This is a genomic window from Acinetobacter sp. YH16053 (genome assembly GCF_013417035.1).
Taxonomy (GTDB): Bacteria; Pseudomonadota; Gammaproteobacteria; order Pseudomonadales; family Moraxellaceae; genus Acinetobacter; species Acinetobacter towneri.
This window is the reverse complement of record NZ_VPEP01000002.1, coordinates 28,061-47,121: the sequence shown is the minus strand read 5'-3', so window position 1 is coordinate 47,121 and position 19,061 is coordinate 28,061. Positions and strand designations below refer to the sequence as shown.

General features: G+C 43.7%; 16 protein-coding genes, 1 tRNA gene and 1 pseudogene. 15 read left to right on the top strand and 3 right to left on the bottom strand.

The annotated features are described in order from the left end of the window. Window positions 1-427: 427 nt before the first annotated feature. The 9 genes from FTV43_RS01965 to FTV43_RS01925 all read left to right on the top strand — a co-directional run bounded on the left by FTV43_RS01965 (window position 428) and on the right by FTV43_RS01925 (window position 8,578). A complete protein-coding gene (locus FTV43_RS01965) occupies window positions 428-2,461 on the top strand; it encodes an NADPH-dependent 2,4-dienoyl-CoA reductase (RefSeq protein WP_004972684.1) in 2,034 nt (677 codons plus the stop codon). 129 nt (window positions 2,462-2,590) lie between these two features. Further along, window positions 2,591-2,680, top strand: a tRNA-Ser gene (locus tag FTV43_RS01960). Between the two features lie 806 nt (window positions 2,681-3,486). Then, window positions 3,487-3,747, top strand: coding sequence for a hypothetical protein (locus FTV43_RS01955; RefSeq protein ID WP_179994867.1), 261 nt, complete (start codon window positions 3,487-3,489; stop codon window positions 3,745-3,747). Between the two features lie 17 nt (window positions 3,748-3,764). Next, the gene (locus tag FTV43_RS01950; RefSeq protein ID WP_004988548.1) at window positions 3,765-4,346 is read left to right on the top strand and encodes a hypothetical protein; all 582 of its coding nucleotides are present in this window, start codon (window positions 3,765-3,767) and stop codon (window positions 4,344-4,346) included. 11 nt (window positions 4,347-4,357) lie between these two features. After that, window positions 4,358-4,738 carry a hypothetical protein gene (locus FTV43_RS01945; protein WP_002058070.1) on the top strand — a complete coding sequence of 127 codons (381 nt, stop codon included), beginning with the start codon at window positions 4,358-4,360 and terminating at the stop codon, window positions 4,736-4,738. A 140-nt stretch (window positions 4,739-4,878) separates the two neighbouring features. Next, window positions 4,879-5,178 carry a hypothetical protein gene (locus tag FTV43_RS01940; protein ID WP_004988544.1) on the top strand — a complete coding sequence of 100 codons (300 nt, stop codon included), beginning with the start codon at window positions 4,879-4,881 and terminating at the stop codon, window positions 5,176-5,178. Window positions 5,179-5,289: 111 nt separating this feature from the next. Continuing rightward, window positions 5,290-6,327 carry a DUF932 domain-containing protein gene (locus FTV43_RS01935; RefSeq protein ID WP_179994759.1) on the top strand — a complete coding sequence of 346 codons (1,038 nt, stop codon included), beginning with the start codon at window positions 5,290-5,292 and terminating at the stop codon, window positions 6,325-6,327. An 88-nt stretch (window positions 6,328-6,415) separates the two neighbouring features. Further along, window positions 6,416-7,507, top strand: coding sequence for a YqaJ viral recombinase family protein (locus FTV43_RS01930; RefSeq protein ID WP_179994758.1), 1,092 nt, complete (start codon window positions 6,416-6,418; stop codon window positions 7,505-7,507). A 174-nt stretch (window positions 7,508-7,681) separates the two neighbouring features. Further along, window positions 7,682-8,578, top strand: coding sequence for a hydrolase or metal-binding protein (locus FTV43_RS01925; protein WP_179994757.1), 897 nt, complete (start codon window positions 7,682-7,684; stop codon window positions 8,576-8,578). A gap of 103 nt (window positions 8,579-8,681) precedes the next feature. Here FTV43_RS01925 and FTV43_RS01920 read toward each other — a convergent pair whose 3' ends face one another. Together FTV43_RS01920 and FTV43_RS01915 are read right to left on the bottom strand one after the other, a co-directional pair. After that, on the bottom strand, window positions 8,682-9,278 hold the full coding sequence (locus FTV43_RS01920) for a putative adenosine monophosphate-protein transferase Fic (RefSeq protein WP_179994756.1): 597 nt from the start codon (window positions 9,276-9,278) through the stop codon (window positions 8,682-8,684). 12 nt (window positions 9,279-9,290) lie between these two features. Continuing rightward, window positions 9,291-9,461, bottom strand: a complete 171-nt coding sequence (locus tag FTV43_RS01915; RefSeq protein WP_000935322.1) for a YhfG family protein — start codon at window positions 9,459-9,461, stop codon at window positions 9,291-9,293. A gap of 300 nt (window positions 9,462-9,761) precedes the next feature. Between FTV43_RS01915 and FTV43_RS01910 the strand changes: the two genes are divergently transcribed. The 6 genes and pseudogenes from FTV43_RS01910 to FTV43_RS01885 all read left to right on the top strand — a co-directional run bounded on the left by FTV43_RS01910 (window position 9,762) and on the right by FTV43_RS01885 (window position 18,013). Beyond that, on the top strand, window positions 9,762-12,047 hold the full coding sequence (locus FTV43_RS01910; RefSeq protein WP_179994755.1) for a class I SAM-dependent DNA methyltransferase: 2,286 nt from the start codon (window positions 9,762-9,764) through the stop codon (window positions 12,045-12,047). Continuing rightward, on the top strand, window positions 12,047-12,418 hold the full coding sequence (locus FTV43_RS01905) for a hypothetical protein (RefSeq protein WP_179994738.1): 372 nt from the start codon (window positions 12,047-12,049) through the stop codon (window positions 12,416-12,418). The genes FTV43_RS01910 and FTV43_RS01905 overlap by 1 nt, the downstream gene beginning before the upstream one ends. A gap of 79 nt (window positions 12,419-12,497) precedes the next feature. Further along, the gene (locus tag FTV43_RS01900; RefSeq protein ID WP_179994754.1) at window positions 12,498-13,370 is read left to right on the top strand and encodes a restriction endonuclease subunit S; all 873 of its coding nucleotides are present in this window, start codon (window positions 12,498-12,500) and stop codon (window positions 13,368-13,370) included. Next, window positions 13,367-16,618 carry a type I restriction endonuclease subunit R gene (locus tag FTV43_RS01895; protein ID WP_179994753.1) on the top strand — a complete coding sequence of 1,084 codons (3,252 nt, stop codon included), beginning with the start codon at window positions 13,367-13,369 and terminating at the stop codon, window positions 16,616-16,618. Before FTV43_RS01900 ends, FTV43_RS01895 begins: the two co-directional genes overlap by 4 nt. Before the next feature lie 69 nt (window positions 16,619-16,687). Continuing rightward, window positions 16,688-16,927 (top strand): annotated as a pseudogene (locus FTV43_RS01890) (YqaJ-like viral recombinase); the annotation flags it as partial. A 138-nt stretch (window positions 16,928-17,065) separates the two neighbouring features. Next, the gene (locus FTV43_RS01885; protein ID WP_179994752.1) at window positions 17,066-18,013 is read left to right on the top strand and encodes a hydrolase or metal-binding protein; all 948 of its coding nucleotides are present in this window, start codon (window positions 17,066-17,068) and stop codon (window positions 18,011-18,013) included. A 43-nt stretch (window positions 18,014-18,056) separates the two neighbouring features. Here FTV43_RS01885 and FTV43_RS01880 read toward each other — a convergent pair whose 3' ends face one another. Beyond that, on the bottom strand, window positions 18,057-18,971 hold the full coding sequence (locus FTV43_RS01880) for a hypothetical protein (RefSeq protein WP_179994751.1): 915 nt from the start codon (window positions 18,969-18,971) through the stop codon (window positions 18,057-18,059). Between the last annotated feature and the right edge of the window lie 90 nt (window positions 18,972-19,061).

Genomic DNA, 19,061 nt, shown 5'->3' with positions numbered 1-19,061 from the left:
AACCTGCAATTGGGATGGTGCAGAATAAAATCACTTTTACTTTTGGGCGGTTTTATATCAAGTTTATATCAAGAATAGTTAGGGTCTATTGCCAAGTTTCATAACGCAATCTGAGAAAGTTTTAGCCACATGAGCAAGAACAAAGCACTGCTTTGTTTGCTGCGCAAGGGGACAAGCATATTTTTTTCTGCTATTGCGTTATGAGTCAGTCATTTAGAATGACTAAATTTCCTGCCTCATGCCTTATATCAGCTAAAAAACCTTGCGAGATATATCTCTCACGTCGCAAACATAGAAGAAGTGTCAACAGACCCTATAAATTGACGTTTGCGCCACACAGTCGAACTTTAGAGTCATAAACAGTTTATAAAAATCGGTTAAAGTATTCATGCAACAAGTTGCAAAGCTCATTATATAAGGACTCATCATGACAACTCGCTATGCAAATATTCTAAAACCATTACATTTAGGATTTACCACCATTAAAAACCGTGTCGTGATGGGTTCAATGCACACGGGTTTGGAAGATCGTTTTTATAATTATCCAAAACTGGCTGCTTATTTTGGCGAACGTGCCAAAGGTGGCGTGGGTTTAATTATTACAGGTGGTATTTCACCTAACCGTCAAGGCTGGTTATTGCCTGCGGGCGGTACTATGAATACATTGGGCGATGTTGCACCACATCGATTGGTGACACATGCCGTACATAAGCATGGTGCGAAAATTTTAATGCAAATTCTGCATTCAGGACGCTATGGTTATCAACCATTTGTGGTGTCTGCAAGTCCGATTAAATCTCCAATTTCACCATTTAAACCACGTAAAATGAGTGAAAGACAAATTTTAAATACCATTGAAGATTATGCGAAAACAGCTAGTTTAGCCAAAATGGCAGGCTACGATGGTGTCGAAATTATGGGTTCGGAAGGCTATTTACTGAATCAGTTTTTAAGCCGTCATGTGAATCAGCGTGAAGACCAATGGGGCGGTACGATTGAAAACCGTATGCGTTTTGCTTTAGAAGTAGTCAAAGCCATTCGCGCCGAAGTGGGTGAAAAATTTATTATCTGCTTCCGCTTGTCGATGCTGGATTTAGTCCACGATGGCAATACCATGCACGAAGTGATTACCGTTGCCAAAGCCTTAGAGCATGCGGGTGTGAACTTGCTCAATACAGGGATTGGCTGGCATGAAGCGCGCATTCCAACCATCGTGACTTCTGTGCCACGCGCAGCTTTTGTTGATTACACCGCAGAAGTGAAAAAACACGTTGAGATTCCTGTAATTGCATCCAACCGTATTAATATGCCTGATACTGCAGAAGAAATATTGGCAGCGGGTAAAGCTGATATGATTCAAATGGCACGACCATTGTTGGCAGATGCGTTTTGGGTCAATAAAACTGCGACCAATCGTGTCAATGAAATTAACACCTGTATTGCCTGTAACCAAGCGTGTTTAGATCATACCTTTAAAAATCAGCGTGCGACTTGTTTGGTCAATCCGCGTGCAGCCTATGAAACTGAATTGGTCTATGAAAAAACCAAGCAACCGAAGCGTATTGCAGTTGTCGGTGGTGGTGTTGCGGGAATGTCTGCTGCTACAGTTGCTGCTAGTCGTGGGCACCATGTGACTTTATTTGAAGCCAGCAACGAAGTGGGCGGTCAATTCAACTTGGCAAAAGTCGTGCCGGGCAAAGAAGAATTTCACGAAACCATTCGCTACTTTAAAGTGCAAATTGAAAAAACTGGGGTCGATTTGCGTTTAAATACCAAAGTCAACCGCGAGCAACTCGAACGTGAAGGTTTTGATGAAGTGGTCATTGCAACAGGTGTAGTACCACGTGCTTTAAAAATTGAAGGCAGCGATGCACCGCAAGTATTGTCTTATGCAGAAGTATTACGTGGTGCACCTGTTGGACAAAAAGTCGCTGTGATTGGTGCAGGCGGTATCGGTTTTGATGTGTCGGAGTTTTTACTGAAACCTGAACATCAGCCACAACCGCAGCCTTTGGCAGATTGGCAGCGTGAGTGGGGAGTCGATCCGAATCCTAACTATGTGACTGAAGGTGGTATGCTTGCTCCAGAAGTTCATCCCCCAGTCCGTGAAATTTATTTATTGCAACGTAAGACGACAGCTTTAGGTGCAGGTTTGGGTAAAACTTCAGGATGGGTACATCGTGCACAGTTGAAAAAACATGCGGTGCGTATGCTACGTGGTGTGCAATATAAAGCCATCAGCAATGAAGGCTTGTGGATTGAAATGGCAGGTCAAGACCAATTGTTACGTGTAGATAGCATTGTAGTCTGTGCAGGGCAGGAATCGGTTAAAGATTTAATGCCTGCGGCAGATGAAAATACTTTGGCTAACTATCATATTATTGGTGGGGCGAAGCTTGCTGCAGAGTTAGATGCAAAACGTGCGATTCGTGAAGGGGCTGAATTGGCTGCTAAACTTTAAAAAGTGAGGTGGCTATGCTGTTGTTTTGATGAACTTTAGCGCTGATTTGGTGAAACAATATTCACTTGAGTGCTTGAGTGGTATTTTTTACTTGTCATCAAATCAAAAGCTTCGTATCATGGCCCACATGGAAGCGTGGCAGAGCGGTTTAATGCACCGGTCTTGAAAACCGACGAGGGCGCGAGTCCTCCGTGAGTTCGAATCTCACCGCTTCCGCCAAATTTTAAGATAAGCCCTTGTATTTGCAAGGGCTTATTTTTTGTCTGTAGTTTTACCCCTCAACCTACCCCTCATCAAATTTTGGATTGGATTGATTTCTTTTGGTAGTATTTGGAAGATTAAGGAATATAGTTTAATAAGCTGTATTTAAATCTAACTAAATTCTTATTCAAACATTTTTTAATTATAAATATTTTCACTCCCCATTTATTTAGCTTGCTTGACGCTCTACAGCGTGCAGATTATCCTTAGTCTGCTGACCTACATCGTCAGCGGGTTTTGACAGACCCATTAACAAAGACAATATGTGAAATCTGATTTTGCATGTTGTGGACCCGTTCGTCCCCCTTCTTTGCGGTAGGGCGGAGGGGGGACGCGCTTGCGCGTGCTGGTTTCTTTGTTACCAGTCTGTCAACCCTCTTTCGTTCTGCCACCATCAATTGACAGTGATTTGGCAGGATTCTTTTAAAACAAAGGAGTACGCCATGCGCTTACATCAATACTGTCTTTTATATTTCTCTTTTTTATGTGTGCCCGATCTACACCACAGGGGTAATGTGACCTGATGCTGTGTATTTCATGCATTGCTGTGTCGATCACTTTCTAAGAATAAAACTTTTTCAAGTACATATTACCGATATGAAGATGAATCTCTCATGCTGTTTTTGAGGGGCATAGGTTTGTGTGCTTTATCGTCTATAACACTTCAAAAAACATAGATATTCATTTCAACATTTATGACATGGGGAACACTGCGTCTGATTAAGACCAAGACCAGTGATGCCTATAAAAAAGAGAAAATGATGATGTTTAAAACTTTCCTAAAAACGACCCTGATTTCATCACTACTTGCAGGCGCATCATTGGCGCAGGCAGGCTGGTTTGCACAAGCCAGTGAATCCTACCTTGTTCAAGCACTTCATACAGGCGGTGGGGTTTATCAATGTCTTTATAAAACCAATCCTGGCAACCGTGGTTGGCGTAATTTTACGGTGAACTTTCAAGGTGGTTGTCCACGCTTTGTTCACTTTAATGCGCAGAATGGTCAAGTCACTGTGCCCAACTAAATGAGGGGAACATTCAAATGAACCAAAAAACCATATTGGGCTTGGCGGCAATCTTAGCCCTGACCTTGATCAGCATCGCAGGCTTCTACTTCTTTAGCCCTAAACACCCAACTGAAAAAACGGTTCCAGCCAACACTTCTGAGGTCAGCTCTGCACAACCTTTAGAATCTGCCAATTCAGAAGCAGTATCCACTGAGATTGCAGCAGCAGAAGTGGATGGGATTGATGTCAAAGAATTGACCACGGGAAGCAAAAGTCTGAGTCCATCAGATCATGAGCCTGAGCTGCTGAGTTTTGAGTTTGATCAAAACCTTAAGGCTGTGGATACCTTACTGTCGATGCTGCCTTATGATGAACTGCCTGAATTTGAGCAGGACAATATAGACAAGTATCAACGCTATATCTTCGCAAAAGCCGCAAAAGATACAGGCAAATCAGTGCAAGACTTTAGCTTGCAAGAACATGGCGCACTGGAATCGGAGCAAGCGGGTAATCGCTACTACGTTTATAAATTTGATAACGGCACAGACTGTGAAATCCATCTGGCCAGCATTGACTTAAATACAGGCGATTATGGCGTGAGCTATAACTACTGCTAAGGATGAACTTGATGAAGCAACTTTTAAAACCCTTGCTCTTCGCAGTGACTACAACGACAGGCATCATGTTGAGTGGCTGTAATGCTGGCCTTGATCCAAACACGTTTACGGTCGAACTCGATGTAATTGATACCAGTAACTGGTATGCCCAAAATCAATCCGCTACGGTATTGACCATCCGTTCCAATATTGCAGAGCCTATCGATGTCAGCCATGTTTCTGTCAATCATGGACAATGTCGTTATGAAGGCTATCGTCGATCGTTGGAATATCCGCAGCACTTTAAGATGGGGCAACGTTTAAGACTAAAATTAACAGACTGTAGCTACAGTAATGTGGTGCAGGTTGATGTCGAAACAGATAAAGGCACTGCAAGCTATAGCTTTCAATAACCGTCTTGCATTCTAAATGTTAAAACACAGCATTTAAATTTAGATGAAACACCAAATCAAACCGTGTCCTCAATGGGCACGGTTTTTTTATGCCCTCAATTCAGCTTTTCGTACCCAATTCATTTAACAAGGAATATTCAATGTCCTTAATTCAATGCCCCTATTGTCAGTCCACCCATGTCAGACAGACTGATTCAAGTCATGCAAACGCCAACTATTTCGAACAACTGCAACGCTGTATTTCACCGACACAGATGGCGCTGTTCGGCATGCAGCTTGCCAAAAAGGCAGGATTCCCGCCTTTTACAGGCGCAGCCATCGGTGTTGTGGTGGGTGGTGTATTGGTTATTGTCAGTCAGTACTGCTATGAAAAATTTTACAGCAATGCCGAGCAGTATCTCTGTTTGGATTGCCAACAAGCGTTTGCATGGGTGCCGTAATCGCATCTCTGACTTTACACGGTTACATCTTTGAATAGATGGATTGTTTAAACCCTTACAGCACATTTCTGCATCTTTACATCTTTCACTTTTATTTGAGGAATAATCAAAATGGCACATCAAATTGAACAAATGGCTTATGTCGGTGAAACCCCGTGGCATGGTTTAGGTAATCAACTCACGCAAAACCAACCGATTGAAGTCTGGGCCAAGCAGGCAGGCATGGATTGGCGCATTGAATCATCCAATGTCAGCTACATGGCTCAAAACTCACGTGGACAAAGCATCATCATGCCGTATGAAGAACAACGGGTACTGTATCGTTCAGATACCCATGCCCCTTTATCGGTGGTCAGTCAGCGTTATCAAGAAGTCCAGCCAATGGAAATTCTGGAGTTCTACCGTGACCTGACCGAGCAATCAGGCTTTGAGTTGGAAACTGCGGGTGTCTTAAAAGGTGGGAAAAAGTTTTGGGCTTTGGCACGCACAGGCCAAACAGCAGAATTGAAAGGTGGAGATGTCAGCAATGGCTATATTCTATTGGCAACCGCATGTGATGGCACTTTAGCCACCACTGCACAATTCACCAATATCCGTGTGGTGTGTAACAACACTTTAGCCATTGTCTTGCGTGGACAGAGTTCCAATGCAGGCGTGGTCAAAGTACCGCACAGTACCAAGTTTGATGCCGACAAGGTTAAAGATCAACTCGGTATTTCAGTGAAAACATGGTACGACCACATGTATGAAATGAAACAACTTACCCAACGTAAAGTCACTCAGAAAGAAGCAGCAGCTTATTTTGATGCGGTATTTAACAACAATAGCCTAAGTGCGATGGAACAGGAGGATAACATCATTCAGTACTACCGTAATGTCGCGTCCCAAGCCAATCCACAGCCCAATAAAACTGAACCGAATGGACGTGCCATGACCAAAGTCATGAATATGTTTAACGGTCAGGGACGTGGGGCAGACTTATCTTCAGCCAAAGACACCGCCTATGGACTGCTTTGTGCGATCACCGAGTTTGTCGACCATGAACGTCGAGCGATGAGTACCGATCACCGCCTTGATTCTGCATGGTTTGGTGCAGGCGCAGCATTGAAACAACGTGGATTAGAGCAAGCATTATATCTTGCAGCCTAAATTTTATCTTGTATCCCTCTTTGCCACATCTTCGGATGTGGCTTTTTTTATGCCGTTTTTTAGAACGTATTGAGATGAGGAACATCACATGAACCCAAACATGACCACAACACCAACAGTGCATCACAGCACTTTAACTACAACCAATTCAACTGCTGTCGTTGATTCAGGACGGCTACATCCACCACCAAGCCCTTCAAAACGTAGTTTAAATGCCAAACGTCTGATCAACACCAAACAACTGGACTATCAAGCATGGCTGGAAGTGCGTAAACAGGGAATAGGCAGCAGTGACGCCGCAGCCGCCTGTGGCTTGAATCCTTATATGTCGATGCTAGAACTGTGGATGATTAAAACAGGACGGGTACAGCAAAATATTGAAGATGAAAGCTCAGGACATGCACCTTTATATTGGGGCAAGCAGTTAGAACCCTTGGTCGCAGAATACTACAGCATGCACACCAATAATAAAGTCCGTCGGGTTAATGCGGTGTTACAGCACCCTGATCCTGACAAAGCCTTTATGTTGGCGAACTTGGATTATGCCGTAGTGGGCAATGAAGACGTGCAAATCCTAGAATGTAAAACTGCAGGAGAATATGGCGCCAAACTATGGAAGGAGGGCGTTCCTCTGTATGTGCTATGTCAGGTACAACATCAACTGGCGGTGACAGGTAAGCACGCGGCACATATTTGTGTGTTGCTGTGTGGACAGGAAACCAAAATCTACAAAGTCAGTCGTAACGAAGCCCTGATTGAACAAATCATTCAGGCGGAACGGCTGTTTTGGGAATGTGTAGAAAATGATGTTCCACCAGCAGTGGATGCCAGTGAATCGGCAGCCAAAGCTTTACAACAACTCTATCCTGAACATACTCCACTGAGCTGTGTTGATCTAACGGAGGTCCAACTTGCCAATGAACTGTTTGATCAGCTCATCAAAATGAAAGAAGAGATTCAGCACAAGCAGGAACGCTTTGACCAGCTGAAGCATCACATCCAAATGCTGATGAAAGATGCTGAACGCGCCACCTTTGCCAATGGCTCGGTGGTCTGGAAGAAAGCCAAGGATTCCATCAGTCTGAATACCAAAGCATTGCTTCAGCACCAGCCTGAACTCATCGAGCTTTATCCACTTCAAAAGCAGGGCAGTCGTCGATTCAACATCTATACCGACTAGCCTGTTGCAGTCCATTTAATTAGCGAGGTGCAAAAACTGTTCCTCGCCCTCCATTCGCTAGGAATAGAGGGCAAACGGTCGCGGCTTTTGTAGCGAGCTATATACATATTTCTTGAATCAGGTGATCTGCAAAAAGCTGGATGATCTGTACAAAATCAAATTGAGGAAAATAAAATGATTAAAGGTTTAGCGATTACACCACCGGCTCTGGGACGTATCAGTATTGGTCGGGTAGTAGAAAAGAATGGCAAACGCCTACCTGAAAAAGATGATCAGTTTACCATTACTTCCCAGATCCAAAGCAAAGAAGGTTGGGTGAAACATCCACTGGATGAGCAATTGCGTAGTCAAGCACCGAATCAAAAGTTACGTAGCATCCCTGTACGTATGATCTTCAACGATCCTGAATTGAACTTACGTGCCGAGTACAGCTTGTTTGACAGACAGACAGGTCGTCCGATTTGTGTTGGGAATGGTCAAACCTGCCAACGCATGACATCACAAGGCGTAGAGCAGCATCCTTGTCCATCACCCGACTTATGCCCACTTGGACAAGGCGGGCACTGTAAGCCTTATGCACGCCTGCATGTCAATTTAGGTGAAGCCGATGAGTTTGGGACTTTTATTTTTAGAACCACAGGCTTTAACAGTATTCGCACTTTGGCGGCACGTTTGAATTACTACCATGCAGCATCAGGTGGTTTATTGTCGTGTTTACCATTGCAGCTCACCTTGCGTGGGAAAAGCACCACCCAAAGCTATCGTCAGCCTGTGTATTACGTGGATTTAACGTTACGGGAAGGTGTGGATTTGCAAACCGCGATTCAGACAGCCAAGGAGATTGACCAACAGGGGAAGCAGGCGGGGTTTGATCAGGCGGCATTAGATCAGATTGCGCGGCAGGGTTTTGCCAATGCCAAATTTGAGGTGCATGCAGAGGAGGGGATGGAATTGCTGGAGGAATTTTATCCACACAGTGACAGTGCTGTAGATACGGAGCATTCAGTGCAATTGAGCTATGTGCAGGAGATTCAGCAGGGGTTGCAGCAGAGTGTTAGAGCTGTGAATTGAGCACAGTTGAATTATCTAGTCAGCTTGGTAAGTCAATTAATGGACTCTGAACAAGTTGGCTAGTCACTAATTGAAGGGAGCTTCGGCTCCCTTAATTTTTTTGTTATTCAGGAGTGATAATGCAGGCTTCAAAAATAGCGATCAGTCCATCTAGCCAGCAGTTGAATCCATCAATATTGGCCTGAATCCAAACTTCTTTATTGTCAATTTTATCCCATTGTACGCCATAGCCGCAGTGGGCGAGTAAATGCTCAAAGAAAATACGCTGGGTGCGTCCATTGCCTTCACGAAATGGGTGAATGACATTAAGTTCACAATAAAAATCAGCGATTTTTTGGATAAGTGCTGGTTTTGCTAAACCTTGAAAATAGTGCTGCTGCTCAAGTTGCTTGAAGAGCTTATTGGCTTCAATTTCAATACGCGGGAAGGTACAAAAGCGGGTATCGCCTTTGGCAATATCCACTTGTCTTAGTTCACCTGCCCAGACATACAGGTCTGAAAAGAGCTGAAAGTGAATGGATTGCAGGTATTTGAGATCGTAAGGTGGCTCCGCATACTCAATGCGTGTGCTGGCATACTCAGTCAACTCCAGTTCTGCCTGTTGCAGAATTTCAGCATCCTGAATGTTCAGTTTGTTTTTGAGGACGTCCGAGTCCGGGTAACAGTAAATGCTGTCACCCATTTCACCATATTTATCCATAAGGAAACCTGATCACGATTCCGAGGTCTGTGAGAATTTCTTATATTTCTGTAGAATCTGAGCTTTACTTAATGCCGGTGCGGTTGAGGACGGGTTAATGCCTTCCAGCTTTAAACTGGCTTGATAATTCTGCAAGCGCGTAGCTTGGATATATTTTTTTTTCTGTTCGAGAGTGTTTAGCATTTCGGAATTTCCTTGAACAAAGGTAATGTAAGCCTAGTCTAGCAGATGGGCTTATAAATAGGCACGGCTTTCAAAAGCAGGGTTGTAGCGTTATGGTGGATGAACCTTCTATGAGAAAAATCTGAAACCAGACGACAAAATTTGTCGCCTAACTGTCATGCAATAAATGAATAATCAACAATCTGCTTTTAAATAATATAATATTATCCAACAGTTAAAAAATTATCAGTATTATCTCTAGCAACCGAAGTGTCGCCAGATACTGATCACAGATAAGAATTCAGGAATTGATTCACCACTATGACCAACAATAACTTTTCTCAAATCGCTTCTTTCATCTGGTCGGTTGCCGACCTACTGCGTGGTGACTTCAAACAATCGCAATATGGTCGCATCATTCTGCCATTTACCTTGTTACGTCGTCTGGAATGTGTACTGGAAGAAAGCAAGGCTGCGGTATTGGCGGAACATGAAAAAGTCTCCAAGCTGAAACTGCCAGAAGAAGCTCAAGAAAAGTTATTGCTGCGTGCCACCAACGGTCTAGCCTTCTTTAACACCTCCCCAATGGATCTCAGCAAAATGGGGCAGAGTGATATCAAGGCCAACTTAAGTACCTATGTGCAAAGTTTCTCTAAAGATGCCCGTGAGATATTTGAATACTTTAACTTCATCGAATTTGCAGGCTTACTCGATGATGCCAACCTTTTGTATAAAGTCGTGCAAAAGTTTGCCACCACGGATCTGAGTCCAAAGAACGTATCCAACCATGACATGGGCTTGGTGTTTGAAGAACTGATCCGTCGTTTTGCCGAAAGTTCTAATGAAACGGCTGGGGAACACTTTACCCCGCGTGACATCGTACGTTTGACCACGGCACTGGTGTTTATGGAAGATGATGACGTGCTGACCAAAGACGGCATTATCCGCACCATTTACGACCCGACTGCGGGAACAGGCGGCTTCCTGTCTTCAGGCATGGAATATCTGCATGAGCTGAACCCGAATGCCGTGATGCGTGCCTTTGGTCAGGAACTCAATCCGGAATCCTATGCCATCTGTAAAGCCGACATGCTGATTAAAGGGCAGGACGTGAGCCGGATTAAACTGGGTAACACGCTGTCGAATGACCAGCTTGCTGTGGATCAGTTTGACTACATGCTGTCGAATCCACCCTTTGGCGTGGACTGGAAAAAGATCGAACAGGACATCAAGGACGAGCATGAACAAAAAGGCTTTGATGGCCGTTTCGGTGCGGGCTTGCCACGGGTATCGGATGGTTCACTATTATTCCTGATGCACCTGATCAGCAAGATGCGTGATGCCAGTAGTAGCGAGAGCGGTAGCCGCATCGGGATTATCCTGAATGGTTCACCGTTATTTACCGGTAGTGCAGGCAGTGGCGAAAGCGAGATCCGTCGCTATATTTTAGAAGCCGATTTGCTGGAAGCCATTATTGCTTTACCGAACGACATGTTCTACAACACCGGGATTGCCACCTATATCTGGGTACTCAGCAATAAAAAAGCCGCTGAACGTAAAGGCAAGGTACAGCTGATCAATGCCTCAAACCTCAGTACTAAAATGCGTAAGTCGCTGGGTTCAAAACGTAACTATCTGACTGAAGCTGAAATTGCCACCATTACCCAAAATTACGGTGACTTTGTCGCGGTAGACACCTTGGCGCAGGATGGCGAAACCGAACAGCAAAAACCATTCGCCAGCAAGATTTTTGATAGTCATGAATTTGGCTACCGTCGCGTGACCATTGAACGTCCATTACGTTTATCGGCACAGATCACGGATAGCGCGATTGCTGCATTACGTTTTGCGCCAAAACCGTTTAATGCCGTGATGCAAAGCATCTATACGCAATTAGGCACAGCATTTGGTAAAGAATGGACAGCTGAAACTTACGGTCAGTTGCAGGACGTTGCCCTTGAGGTGCGTGCCCTGATTAAAGCGGAATTCCCTGAGCTAAAAGAAAAAGACATTAAAGAGGTACTGGACAGCAAAATCTGGCTATTCCAGAAAGCCTTGATGGAAAAAGCCCAAGCCTTACAGAATGTGATTGGCACTGAGCAGTTTGATGATTTTAACCAGTTTGATGAAATGCTGAAAAAAGCCCTGAAGCAGGCCGACATCAAGCTGGATGCCAAAGAGAAGAAACAGCTGTTAGATGCCATCACCTGGAAAAATCCTGAAGCTGAACCGGTGATTAATAAAATTGTGAAACAGGCGGAAAACCCACTATATGGCCAGTTCAGCTATCAAGGCAAAGTGGTGGAGTTTGTGCAGGATGGGGATTTACGTGATGCGGAGAACATTGCACTGAATCCAAAAGTCAGTACCACGGAACTGATTGAAGATTACTTCAAACGTGAAGTACAGCCACACGTGCCCGATGCCTGGATCAATGCTGACAAGCGCGATGAAAAGGATGGTGAGATTGGCATTGTCGGTTATGAAATTCCGTTTAACCGTCATTTCTACGTGTACCAGCCGCCACGTGATTTAGCTGAGATTGATGCGGATTTAGATGCGGTGAGCCGTGAAATTATGGCACTTCTACAAGAGGTGCATTCATAATGGCAAAGTATCAGAAATACGCGGAGTATAAGGACTCAGGAGTTGAGTGGTTGGGGGCGATTCCTGGTCATTGGGGAGTTACTCAATTAAAGCGGCTAGGGAAATTTATTACTGGAATGACTCCATCAACTGCGGTGGAAGCTTATTATTCTGATGAAATAACAGAATATGGATGGATAAGACCTGAAGATATTTTGGAAGAGTCTGAAAAAGTGGAACCTACGAAGTTTTTAACAAAGCTTGGATGGGAAACACAGCGTACTATTCCTGCTCAATCAACGCTAATTTGTTGTATAGGAACTATTGGAAAATTAGGATTTTTTAGGAAAGAGAGCAGTTACGAATCAACAGATCACAGCACTTGTTCCTGATGTTAGGGGCTTTTCTAAATATTATTACTATTTATTAACTGCTAGTCGGAATCAACTAGAGCACTTAGCTACAGGCAATGTGGTTAAGATTCTGAATTCTGAACGTTTAGGTTCTTTATGGTTACCTTTACTTAGTAGTCAAAATGAGGCAAGACAAATAGTACATTTCCTCGACCATGAAACTGCCAAAATCGATCACTTGATTGAAAAACAACAACAACTGATCGAACTGCTGAAAGAAAAACGTCAGGCGGTGATTAGCCATGCCGTGACCAAAGGCTTAAATCCAAATGTCCCGATGAAAGATTCGGGTGTGGAGTGGTTAGGGGAAGTACCGGAGCATTGGAGTGTTAAAAAACTTAAATATATTGTTGATTTAGTTGGGGAAAAAGTTGAATCATCAAATAAACAGTATGTTGGTATGGAAAATATATCTAGTAAATCGGGTGTGTTTTTACAGACCGAGGGTATTTTACCTGAGGGGATATCAAATACTTTTAATAAAGGAGATATTCTGTTTGGTAAACTTAGACCATATCTTGCTAAATGTTGGTTGGCTGATTTTTCCGGTATATGTTCTTCAGAATTCCTAGTACTAAGGTCAAAAAATAAGCTTTCACCGATTTTTTTGAACTTATTTTTACTTACAGATCAATTTATTGATCAAGTAAATTCTTCTACATATGGTTCTAAAATGCCTCGTGCAAATTGGGAATTTATTGGAGACTTACCTATACCTGTTCCTGATGAGCAAAGTTCCATTGATATTGCTAATTTTCTTGAAAGACAAACTCAAAAGTATGATTCATTAATAATTAAAGTAAGTCAACAAATTGCATTAATGCAAGAACGACGAACAGCTCTCATCTCAGCCGCAGTGACTGGAAAAATCGACGTGCGCCACTGGCAATCGCCAACGGTTGCTGAGACACTGACGGAGTTAAGCGCATGAGTCTAGACGCCACCCGCGAAAGCATTTTCCAGAACGACATCATTCAACAGATGCTGGCCAAAGGCTGGCAACTCGGTACGCCACAAGGCTACAACCGTGAAACCGCCTTGTATGAGCAGGACGTACTAGATTTTGTGCAACAAACCCAAGCACAAGACTGGCAGAAGTTTCAGCGCATCTTTCCGCAGGATACTGAACGGCATTTTCTAGAAGCCGTGGTTGCCCAGCTGAAGAAAGCCGACATCAATGCCACCGATGAACAGTCACGTAGCTATGGCACTTTAGGTGTGCTGCGTCACGGAGTGAAAACCCGCAGCGCACGATTTTTCCTCTGTCAGTTTAAACCTGAACATGCGCTAAATCCCGATACCTTAGCCAACTACAATAAGAACATCTGCCGCATTGTACCGGAATTGGTCTATAGCCCGTATGCTACGGCTGCCGAGTTACAGGACATGGGCAAACAGGCCAAGAAATGGCGTATTGACTTGGTATTGTTCATTAACGGCTTTCCTGTTGCTACTCTGGAACTCAAGTCCGAGTTTAAACAGGCGGTGCAGAATGCCATGTTGCAGTACAAACGCACCCGCTTGCCGAAAGATCCAGAAACCAACAAGCCTGAACCCTTGCTGATGTTTAAGCGTGGCGCATTGGTACACTTTGCCGTCAGTCAATACGAAGTCTATATGGCGACCCAATTGGCCGGAGAAGATACCTTCTTCCTGCCATTCAATAAAGGCACGCATGACGGTGGCGCAGGCAATGATGTGCCAGAAGACCAGAATCAGTACGCTACGGCCTATCTGTGGAACGAAGTCCTCACACCGGACAATTTGCTGAATATCATTGGACGTTTTGTCCATCTGCAAATTGAAGAAAAAGAAGACTGGGAAGGCCGCAAGTACAAAAAAGAACTGCTGATCTTCCCACGTTACCACCAGTGGAATGTGGTCACCAAACTGATCAATGCCGCATTAGAGGAGGGCACTGGACAGAAATATCTGATTCAGCACAGTGCAGGTTCAGGTAAGTCTAACTCGATTGCCTGGACAGCACATCAGTTGTCGACCCTGTACGATCAACACAATCAGAAACTGTTTGATTCGGTGATTGTAGTCACTGACCGTACCATTCTGGATGCCCAGCTACAGGACACCATCTACCAGTTTGAACATGCCGATGGCGTGGTCGGACGCATCAATAACAAAGAAGGCGATGGCTCCAAATCGGAAAAACTGGCCAAGGCACTGGAAACCTCACAGCCGATTATCATTGTGACCATCCAGACTTTCCCCTTTGTGCTGCGTGCGATTGAAAACAGTACCAATCTGAAACAGCGACGTTATGCGGTGATTGCCGATGAAGCGCATTCTTCACAAAGCGGCTCGACAGCACGACAACTCAAAGAAGTGTTGATGCTGGAAGAGCGCGAAGAGGATGCTGAACTGTCTTCGGAAGATATTCTGGATGCGGTGGTGGCTGCACGTAAGGGCAGTAATAACCTCAGTTACTATGCCTTTACCGCCACCCCGAAAGACAAAACCCTGCAACTGTTTGGCCGTGTACCCAATCCTGAGCTACCGCCCTCCAAGCAGAACAAGCCGGAAGCTTTTCATGTCTACTCCATGCGCCAAGCCATTGAAGAAGGCTTTATTCTGGATGTGCTGAAAAACTATACCAACTATAAAGTGGTGTATAAGCTCAAACAAAAAATTGAACAAGCCGACAAACAGGTCGATGCCAAAAAAGCCAAGATCAGGCTGAATCAATGGGTACGCCTGCATGACCACAACATTTCCCAGAAAGTGAAAGTCATTGTCGAACATTTTAAAAATAACGTGATGGGCTTATTGGGTGGACAGGCTAAAGCCATGGTGGTGACCAGTTCACGTAAAGAAGCGGTGCGCTACAAGTTGGCCTTTGACAAATACGTGACGGATCAGGGCTATAAGTCCATTCAGGCTATGGTCGCATTCTCGGGTGAGGTTGAGTTTAATGACAAGGATACCGACAGCAGTGGTTTAGTCGGGCAGACCTTTAATGAACGCAACATGAACCCGGGGCTGAAAGGGCGGGAAATGCGTAAGGCCTTTGATAGTGATGACTATCAGGTGATGCTGGTGGCCAACAAGTTCCAGACTGGCTTTGACCAGCCAAAACTGTGTGCCATGTACGTAGACAAGAAACTTGGCGGTGTTGAGTGCGTACAAACTTTGTCACGCTTGAACCGTACCTATCCGGGCAAAGCGGAATCTGGCACCTTTGTCTTGGACTTCTTTAACGATCCTGAAGACATTCTTGGGGCCTTCCAGCCTTACTATCAAACCGCAGAATTAGCTGATGTTTCCAATCCAGATCAGATCTTTGACCTGTTTGAAAAGCTGAAAGCTACCAAGATTTTTCTGTGGACGGAAGTCGAGCAGTTTGTCGAAGCCTTCTTTACCAAGAACAAATCCAATGCTGCGATCAGTAATATCTGCAAACCCGCGGTTGAACGCTGGCAGAAACGTTATAGTCAGGCCATCGAAGCCTATAACACCACCCGAGACATGCTGGAACGCTGCAAGAAAACCCATGATGTGGTGCTGATTGCCAATGCCGACAATGCCTTTAAAGAGGCCAAGCTTGAAAAAGACAAGCTGGAAATCTTTAAAAAAGACTTGGGCAGTTTTACTCGTTTTTACGAGTTTATGTCGCAGATCGTGGACTACGACGACAAAGAACTGGAAAAACTTAGTCTGTATGCGCGTAACCTGCGTCCATTGCTGCGTGAAACCGCAACGAAAGACGATGAGGTAGATCTAAGTAATGTCAGTATGAGCCATTACCGCTTGTCCAAGATCCGTCAGCAAGACATCAAGCTGAAAGAAGATGCCGAAGATTTTAAGCTAGAACCCGGCAATGACCTCGGTGCAGCCAAGCCACGCGATAAGAAAGAAGAGTTCCTGTCACAGATCATTGAGCGTCTGAATGATGTCTTTATCACTGATAACCTAACCGATAAAGACATGCTGAACTATGCCTATACGGTACGTGACAAGCTGGCGGAAAATGAGATTGTGATGAAGCAGATCGCCAACAATACCCGTGAACAAGCCATGCTGGGTGATTTCCCGAAAGCGATGGATGATGCCATTCTTGGTAGCAGTGCCGCACATCAGGAACAGATGATGCAATTGCTGTCTGATCCGGCGAAGGCTAGCATATTTGCAAGAGTGATCTTTGATATGTTGAGCAGTCCAAGATGACCGCTAAATTAACCAAGGGGGCAGTTTTTAAATGCTGTTGGGGGGTCATTTTTACATTGCCGCTAACAGCGTAACCAAATTGAAAAGCATCAGGAGCAATTCGATCTACTCAAACACCAACTGCAAGCCAAGATGCAAAACGTAGAACGAGCAACATTCTTAACAGGTTCGGTGACGTGGAAAAAGTCTAAAGACTCAATCAGTTTGGACAGCAAGACTTTATTGAAACAGCACCCTGAATATCTGAAGCAATTTCCACAAAGTAAAACAGGTTCACGGCGCTTCAATATCTTCAGCAATGATGATTGAAATGAATTTAGCCTAAGTAAAATTCACAAGCAAAAATACAAGTCCCACCTAAACATCCCATGCCTCAGCGCATGGGATTTTTTTATGTCCATTTCATTTTTAACCACACAACACATTTAAAGTATAGAGGAAATCATCATGATTAAAGGTTTAGCCATCACACCGCCTATTCTAGGGCGAATCAGCATTGGTAAAGTTGTGGAAAAGAACGGCAAACATCTGCCTGAAAGGGATGATCAGTTTACCATTACCAGCCAAATTCAAGGTAAAGATGGATGGGTCAAGCACCCTTTAGATGAACAACTTCGTACCAAAGCATCCAATCAAAAACTCCGCTCAATTCCTGTACGGATGATCTTCAACGATCCTGAGCTGAATCTGCGTGCAGAGTACAGTTTATTTGATCGTCAAACTGGACGACCCGTTTGTGTGGGTAATGGTGAAACCTGCCAGCGCTTAACTAGTCAAGGCGTGGCACAGCATCCATGCCCATCACCTGATTTATGTTCAATGGCCCAAGGCGGTAATTGCAAGCCTTATGGACGGCTACATGTCAATTTAGATGAATCAGATGAGCTTGGCACATTCATCTTTAGAACCACTGGCTTTAACAGTATAAGGACCTTGGCCGCACGACTAAGCTACTACCATGCAGCATCGAATGGTTTACTTTCATGTTTACCGCTACAACTCACTCTTCGGGGTAAATCCACGACCCAAAGCTATCGCCAACCTGTGTATTACGTGGATTTAACTTTACGTGAAGGCGTTGATTTAAAGCAAGCTATACAGACTGCTAAAGAAATTGATCAAGAGAGTAAATCGAGTAGTTTTAATCAGGAAGCTTTAGATCAAGTTGCAAGACAAGGCTTTGCTAATGCGCAGTTTGAAATGGACAACGAGGAGAGGTTGGACTGGGTGGAGGAGTTTAATAGTGATACGGATGAAACTGTAAGTGAAGGAGAAGGACTGGCTCAGCCTGTAACCACAGCAAGAACTAAGGAAAGGTCTAAGCCGAATCAAGGTGAGGGTTTTATGCAGGATATACAGCAGGGTTTGCAGCAGTCAGTTCAAGCTTTAAATTAAACATTTCAATGGAGACAAAATGTCTCCATTGATAGCCTATAAATTATTTAACGGCGGATGGAAGGACAATAATCCTATCATTTGGAATAGGCAATGTTTGTGGTTTTGTTCCTGTTAAAGGCATAAATTGAACAACAGTTTTTTGACCAATACCAGATAATTTAACATCAATATTTTTAAATGCGATGAATCCATTTTCAGCATATATAGGGTTCAGATCTTTATATGTCTCAGGTATGGCTTTGTCATAAGGTGGCTTAACCAGTACAGACGATACTCCAATATTTAGATTAGAAAACCGCATTCCTGCCTCTAAAACTCGACCGGATACACCTCCAACGAGAAGGGGGATAATGATCATAGTTGCTAATAAAGTCAATTTTGTTTTTTTTATATTTTCATGTTGTTGAGCAAGGGACAGCTCATTATTTTCTTGAGTAAAATTGATAGGCTTCAGACGATGATCATGATAACCCGCCCAAATGACCGAAAGAAAAAATGTGGTTGCGAGTAAGCTTAAGAGAACAGTCGGATCAGAATCATATTTGTACATGATGTAAATGAACAGAACACCTAACAGAGCTAAAAGGGCATGAATCATTTCAGGTTTAACAAATTCAATAGGATCAGGAACTTCTAGTACTCCTTTGTTTAATTTATACTGTTTATAGTATTTGTGGATAAATTCAAACAATGGTTTTAAAAAGTAAGTAATGCATACGCCAAGTGATAATAAGCATACGATCATGAAACCATAAATTAAACAAAAGCTTCCAGCAAAAATGATGAAAAGTAGGCTATCACTAATGCTCACTCCTGTTGGAAAGTAATTCAGGTTGTGACAATAGAGGACGAAGCAAAGTGCGCCTAGAAAGGTACCGAGTTTAAACAATAGCGATAAATACTTGGAAAAATCATCAAGTTGAAGATTTGGTTTTGTAGTGTTTGGAGGGTTCATCAAAGTTCATTCCTTACAAATAATTTTTTGGAAATAAACTATGGTGGATAGATGTAGAATAATAAATAGGTTGTTCTTTGATCTGCGACA

What these genes read in the sequence shown, in the direction of transcription:
- FTV43_RS01965 (WP_004972684.1), top strand. Translation starts at nt 428, where the DNA reads ATGACAACTCGCTATGCAAATATTCTAAAACCATTACATTTAGGATTT.
- FTV43_RS01955 (WP_179994867.1), top strand. Translation starts at nt 3,487, where the DNA reads ATGTTTAAAACTTTCCTAAAAACGACCCTGATTTCATCACTACTTGCA.
- FTV43_RS01950 (WP_004988548.1), top strand. Translation starts at nt 3,765, where the DNA reads ATGAACCAAAAAACCATATTGGGCTTGGCGGCAATCTTAGCCCTGACC.
- FTV43_RS01945 (WP_002058070.1), top strand. Translation starts at nt 4,358, where the DNA reads ATGAAGCAACTTTTAAAACCCTTGCTCTTCGCAGTGACTACAACGACA.
- FTV43_RS01940 (WP_004988544.1), top strand. Translation starts at nt 4,879, where the DNA reads ATGTCCTTAATTCAATGCCCCTATTGTCAGTCCACCCATGTCAGACAG.
- FTV43_RS01935 (WP_179994759.1), top strand. Translation starts at nt 5,290, where the DNA reads ATGGCACATCAAATTGAACAAATGGCTTATGTCGGTGAAACCCCGTGG.
- FTV43_RS01930 (WP_179994758.1), top strand. Translation starts at nt 6,416, where the DNA reads ATGAACCCAAACATGACCACAACACCAACAGTGCATCACAGCACTTTA.
- FTV43_RS01925 (WP_179994757.1), top strand. Translation starts at nt 7,682, where the DNA reads ATGATTAAAGGTTTAGCGATTACACCACCGGCTCTGGGACGTATCAGT.
- FTV43_RS01920 (WP_179994756.1), bottom strand. Translation starts at nt 9,278, where the DNA reads ATGGATAAATATGGTGAAATGGGTGACAGCATTTACTGTTACCCGGAC.
- FTV43_RS01915 (WP_000935322.1), bottom strand. Translation starts at nt 9,461, where the DNA reads ATGCTAAACACTCTCGAACAGAAAAAAAAATATATCCAAGCTACGCGC.
- FTV43_RS01910 (WP_179994755.1), top strand. Translation starts at nt 9,762, where the DNA reads ATGACCAACAATAACTTTTCTCAAATCGCTTCTTTCATCTGGTCGGTT.
- FTV43_RS01905 (WP_179994738.1), top strand. Translation starts at nt 12,047, where the DNA reads ATGGCAAAGTATCAGAAATACGCGGAGTATAAGGACTCAGGAGTTGAG.
- FTV43_RS01895 (WP_179994753.1), top strand. Translation starts at nt 13,367, where the DNA reads ATGAGTCTAGACGCCACCCGCGAAAGCATTTTCCAGAACGACATCATT.
- FTV43_RS01885 (WP_179994752.1), top strand. Translation starts at nt 17,066, where the DNA reads ATGATTAAAGGTTTAGCCATCACACCGCCTATTCTAGGGCGAATCAGC.
- FTV43_RS01880 (WP_179994751.1), bottom strand. Translation starts at nt 18,971, where the DNA reads ATGAACCCTCCAAACACTACAAAACCAAATCTTCAACTTGATGATTTT.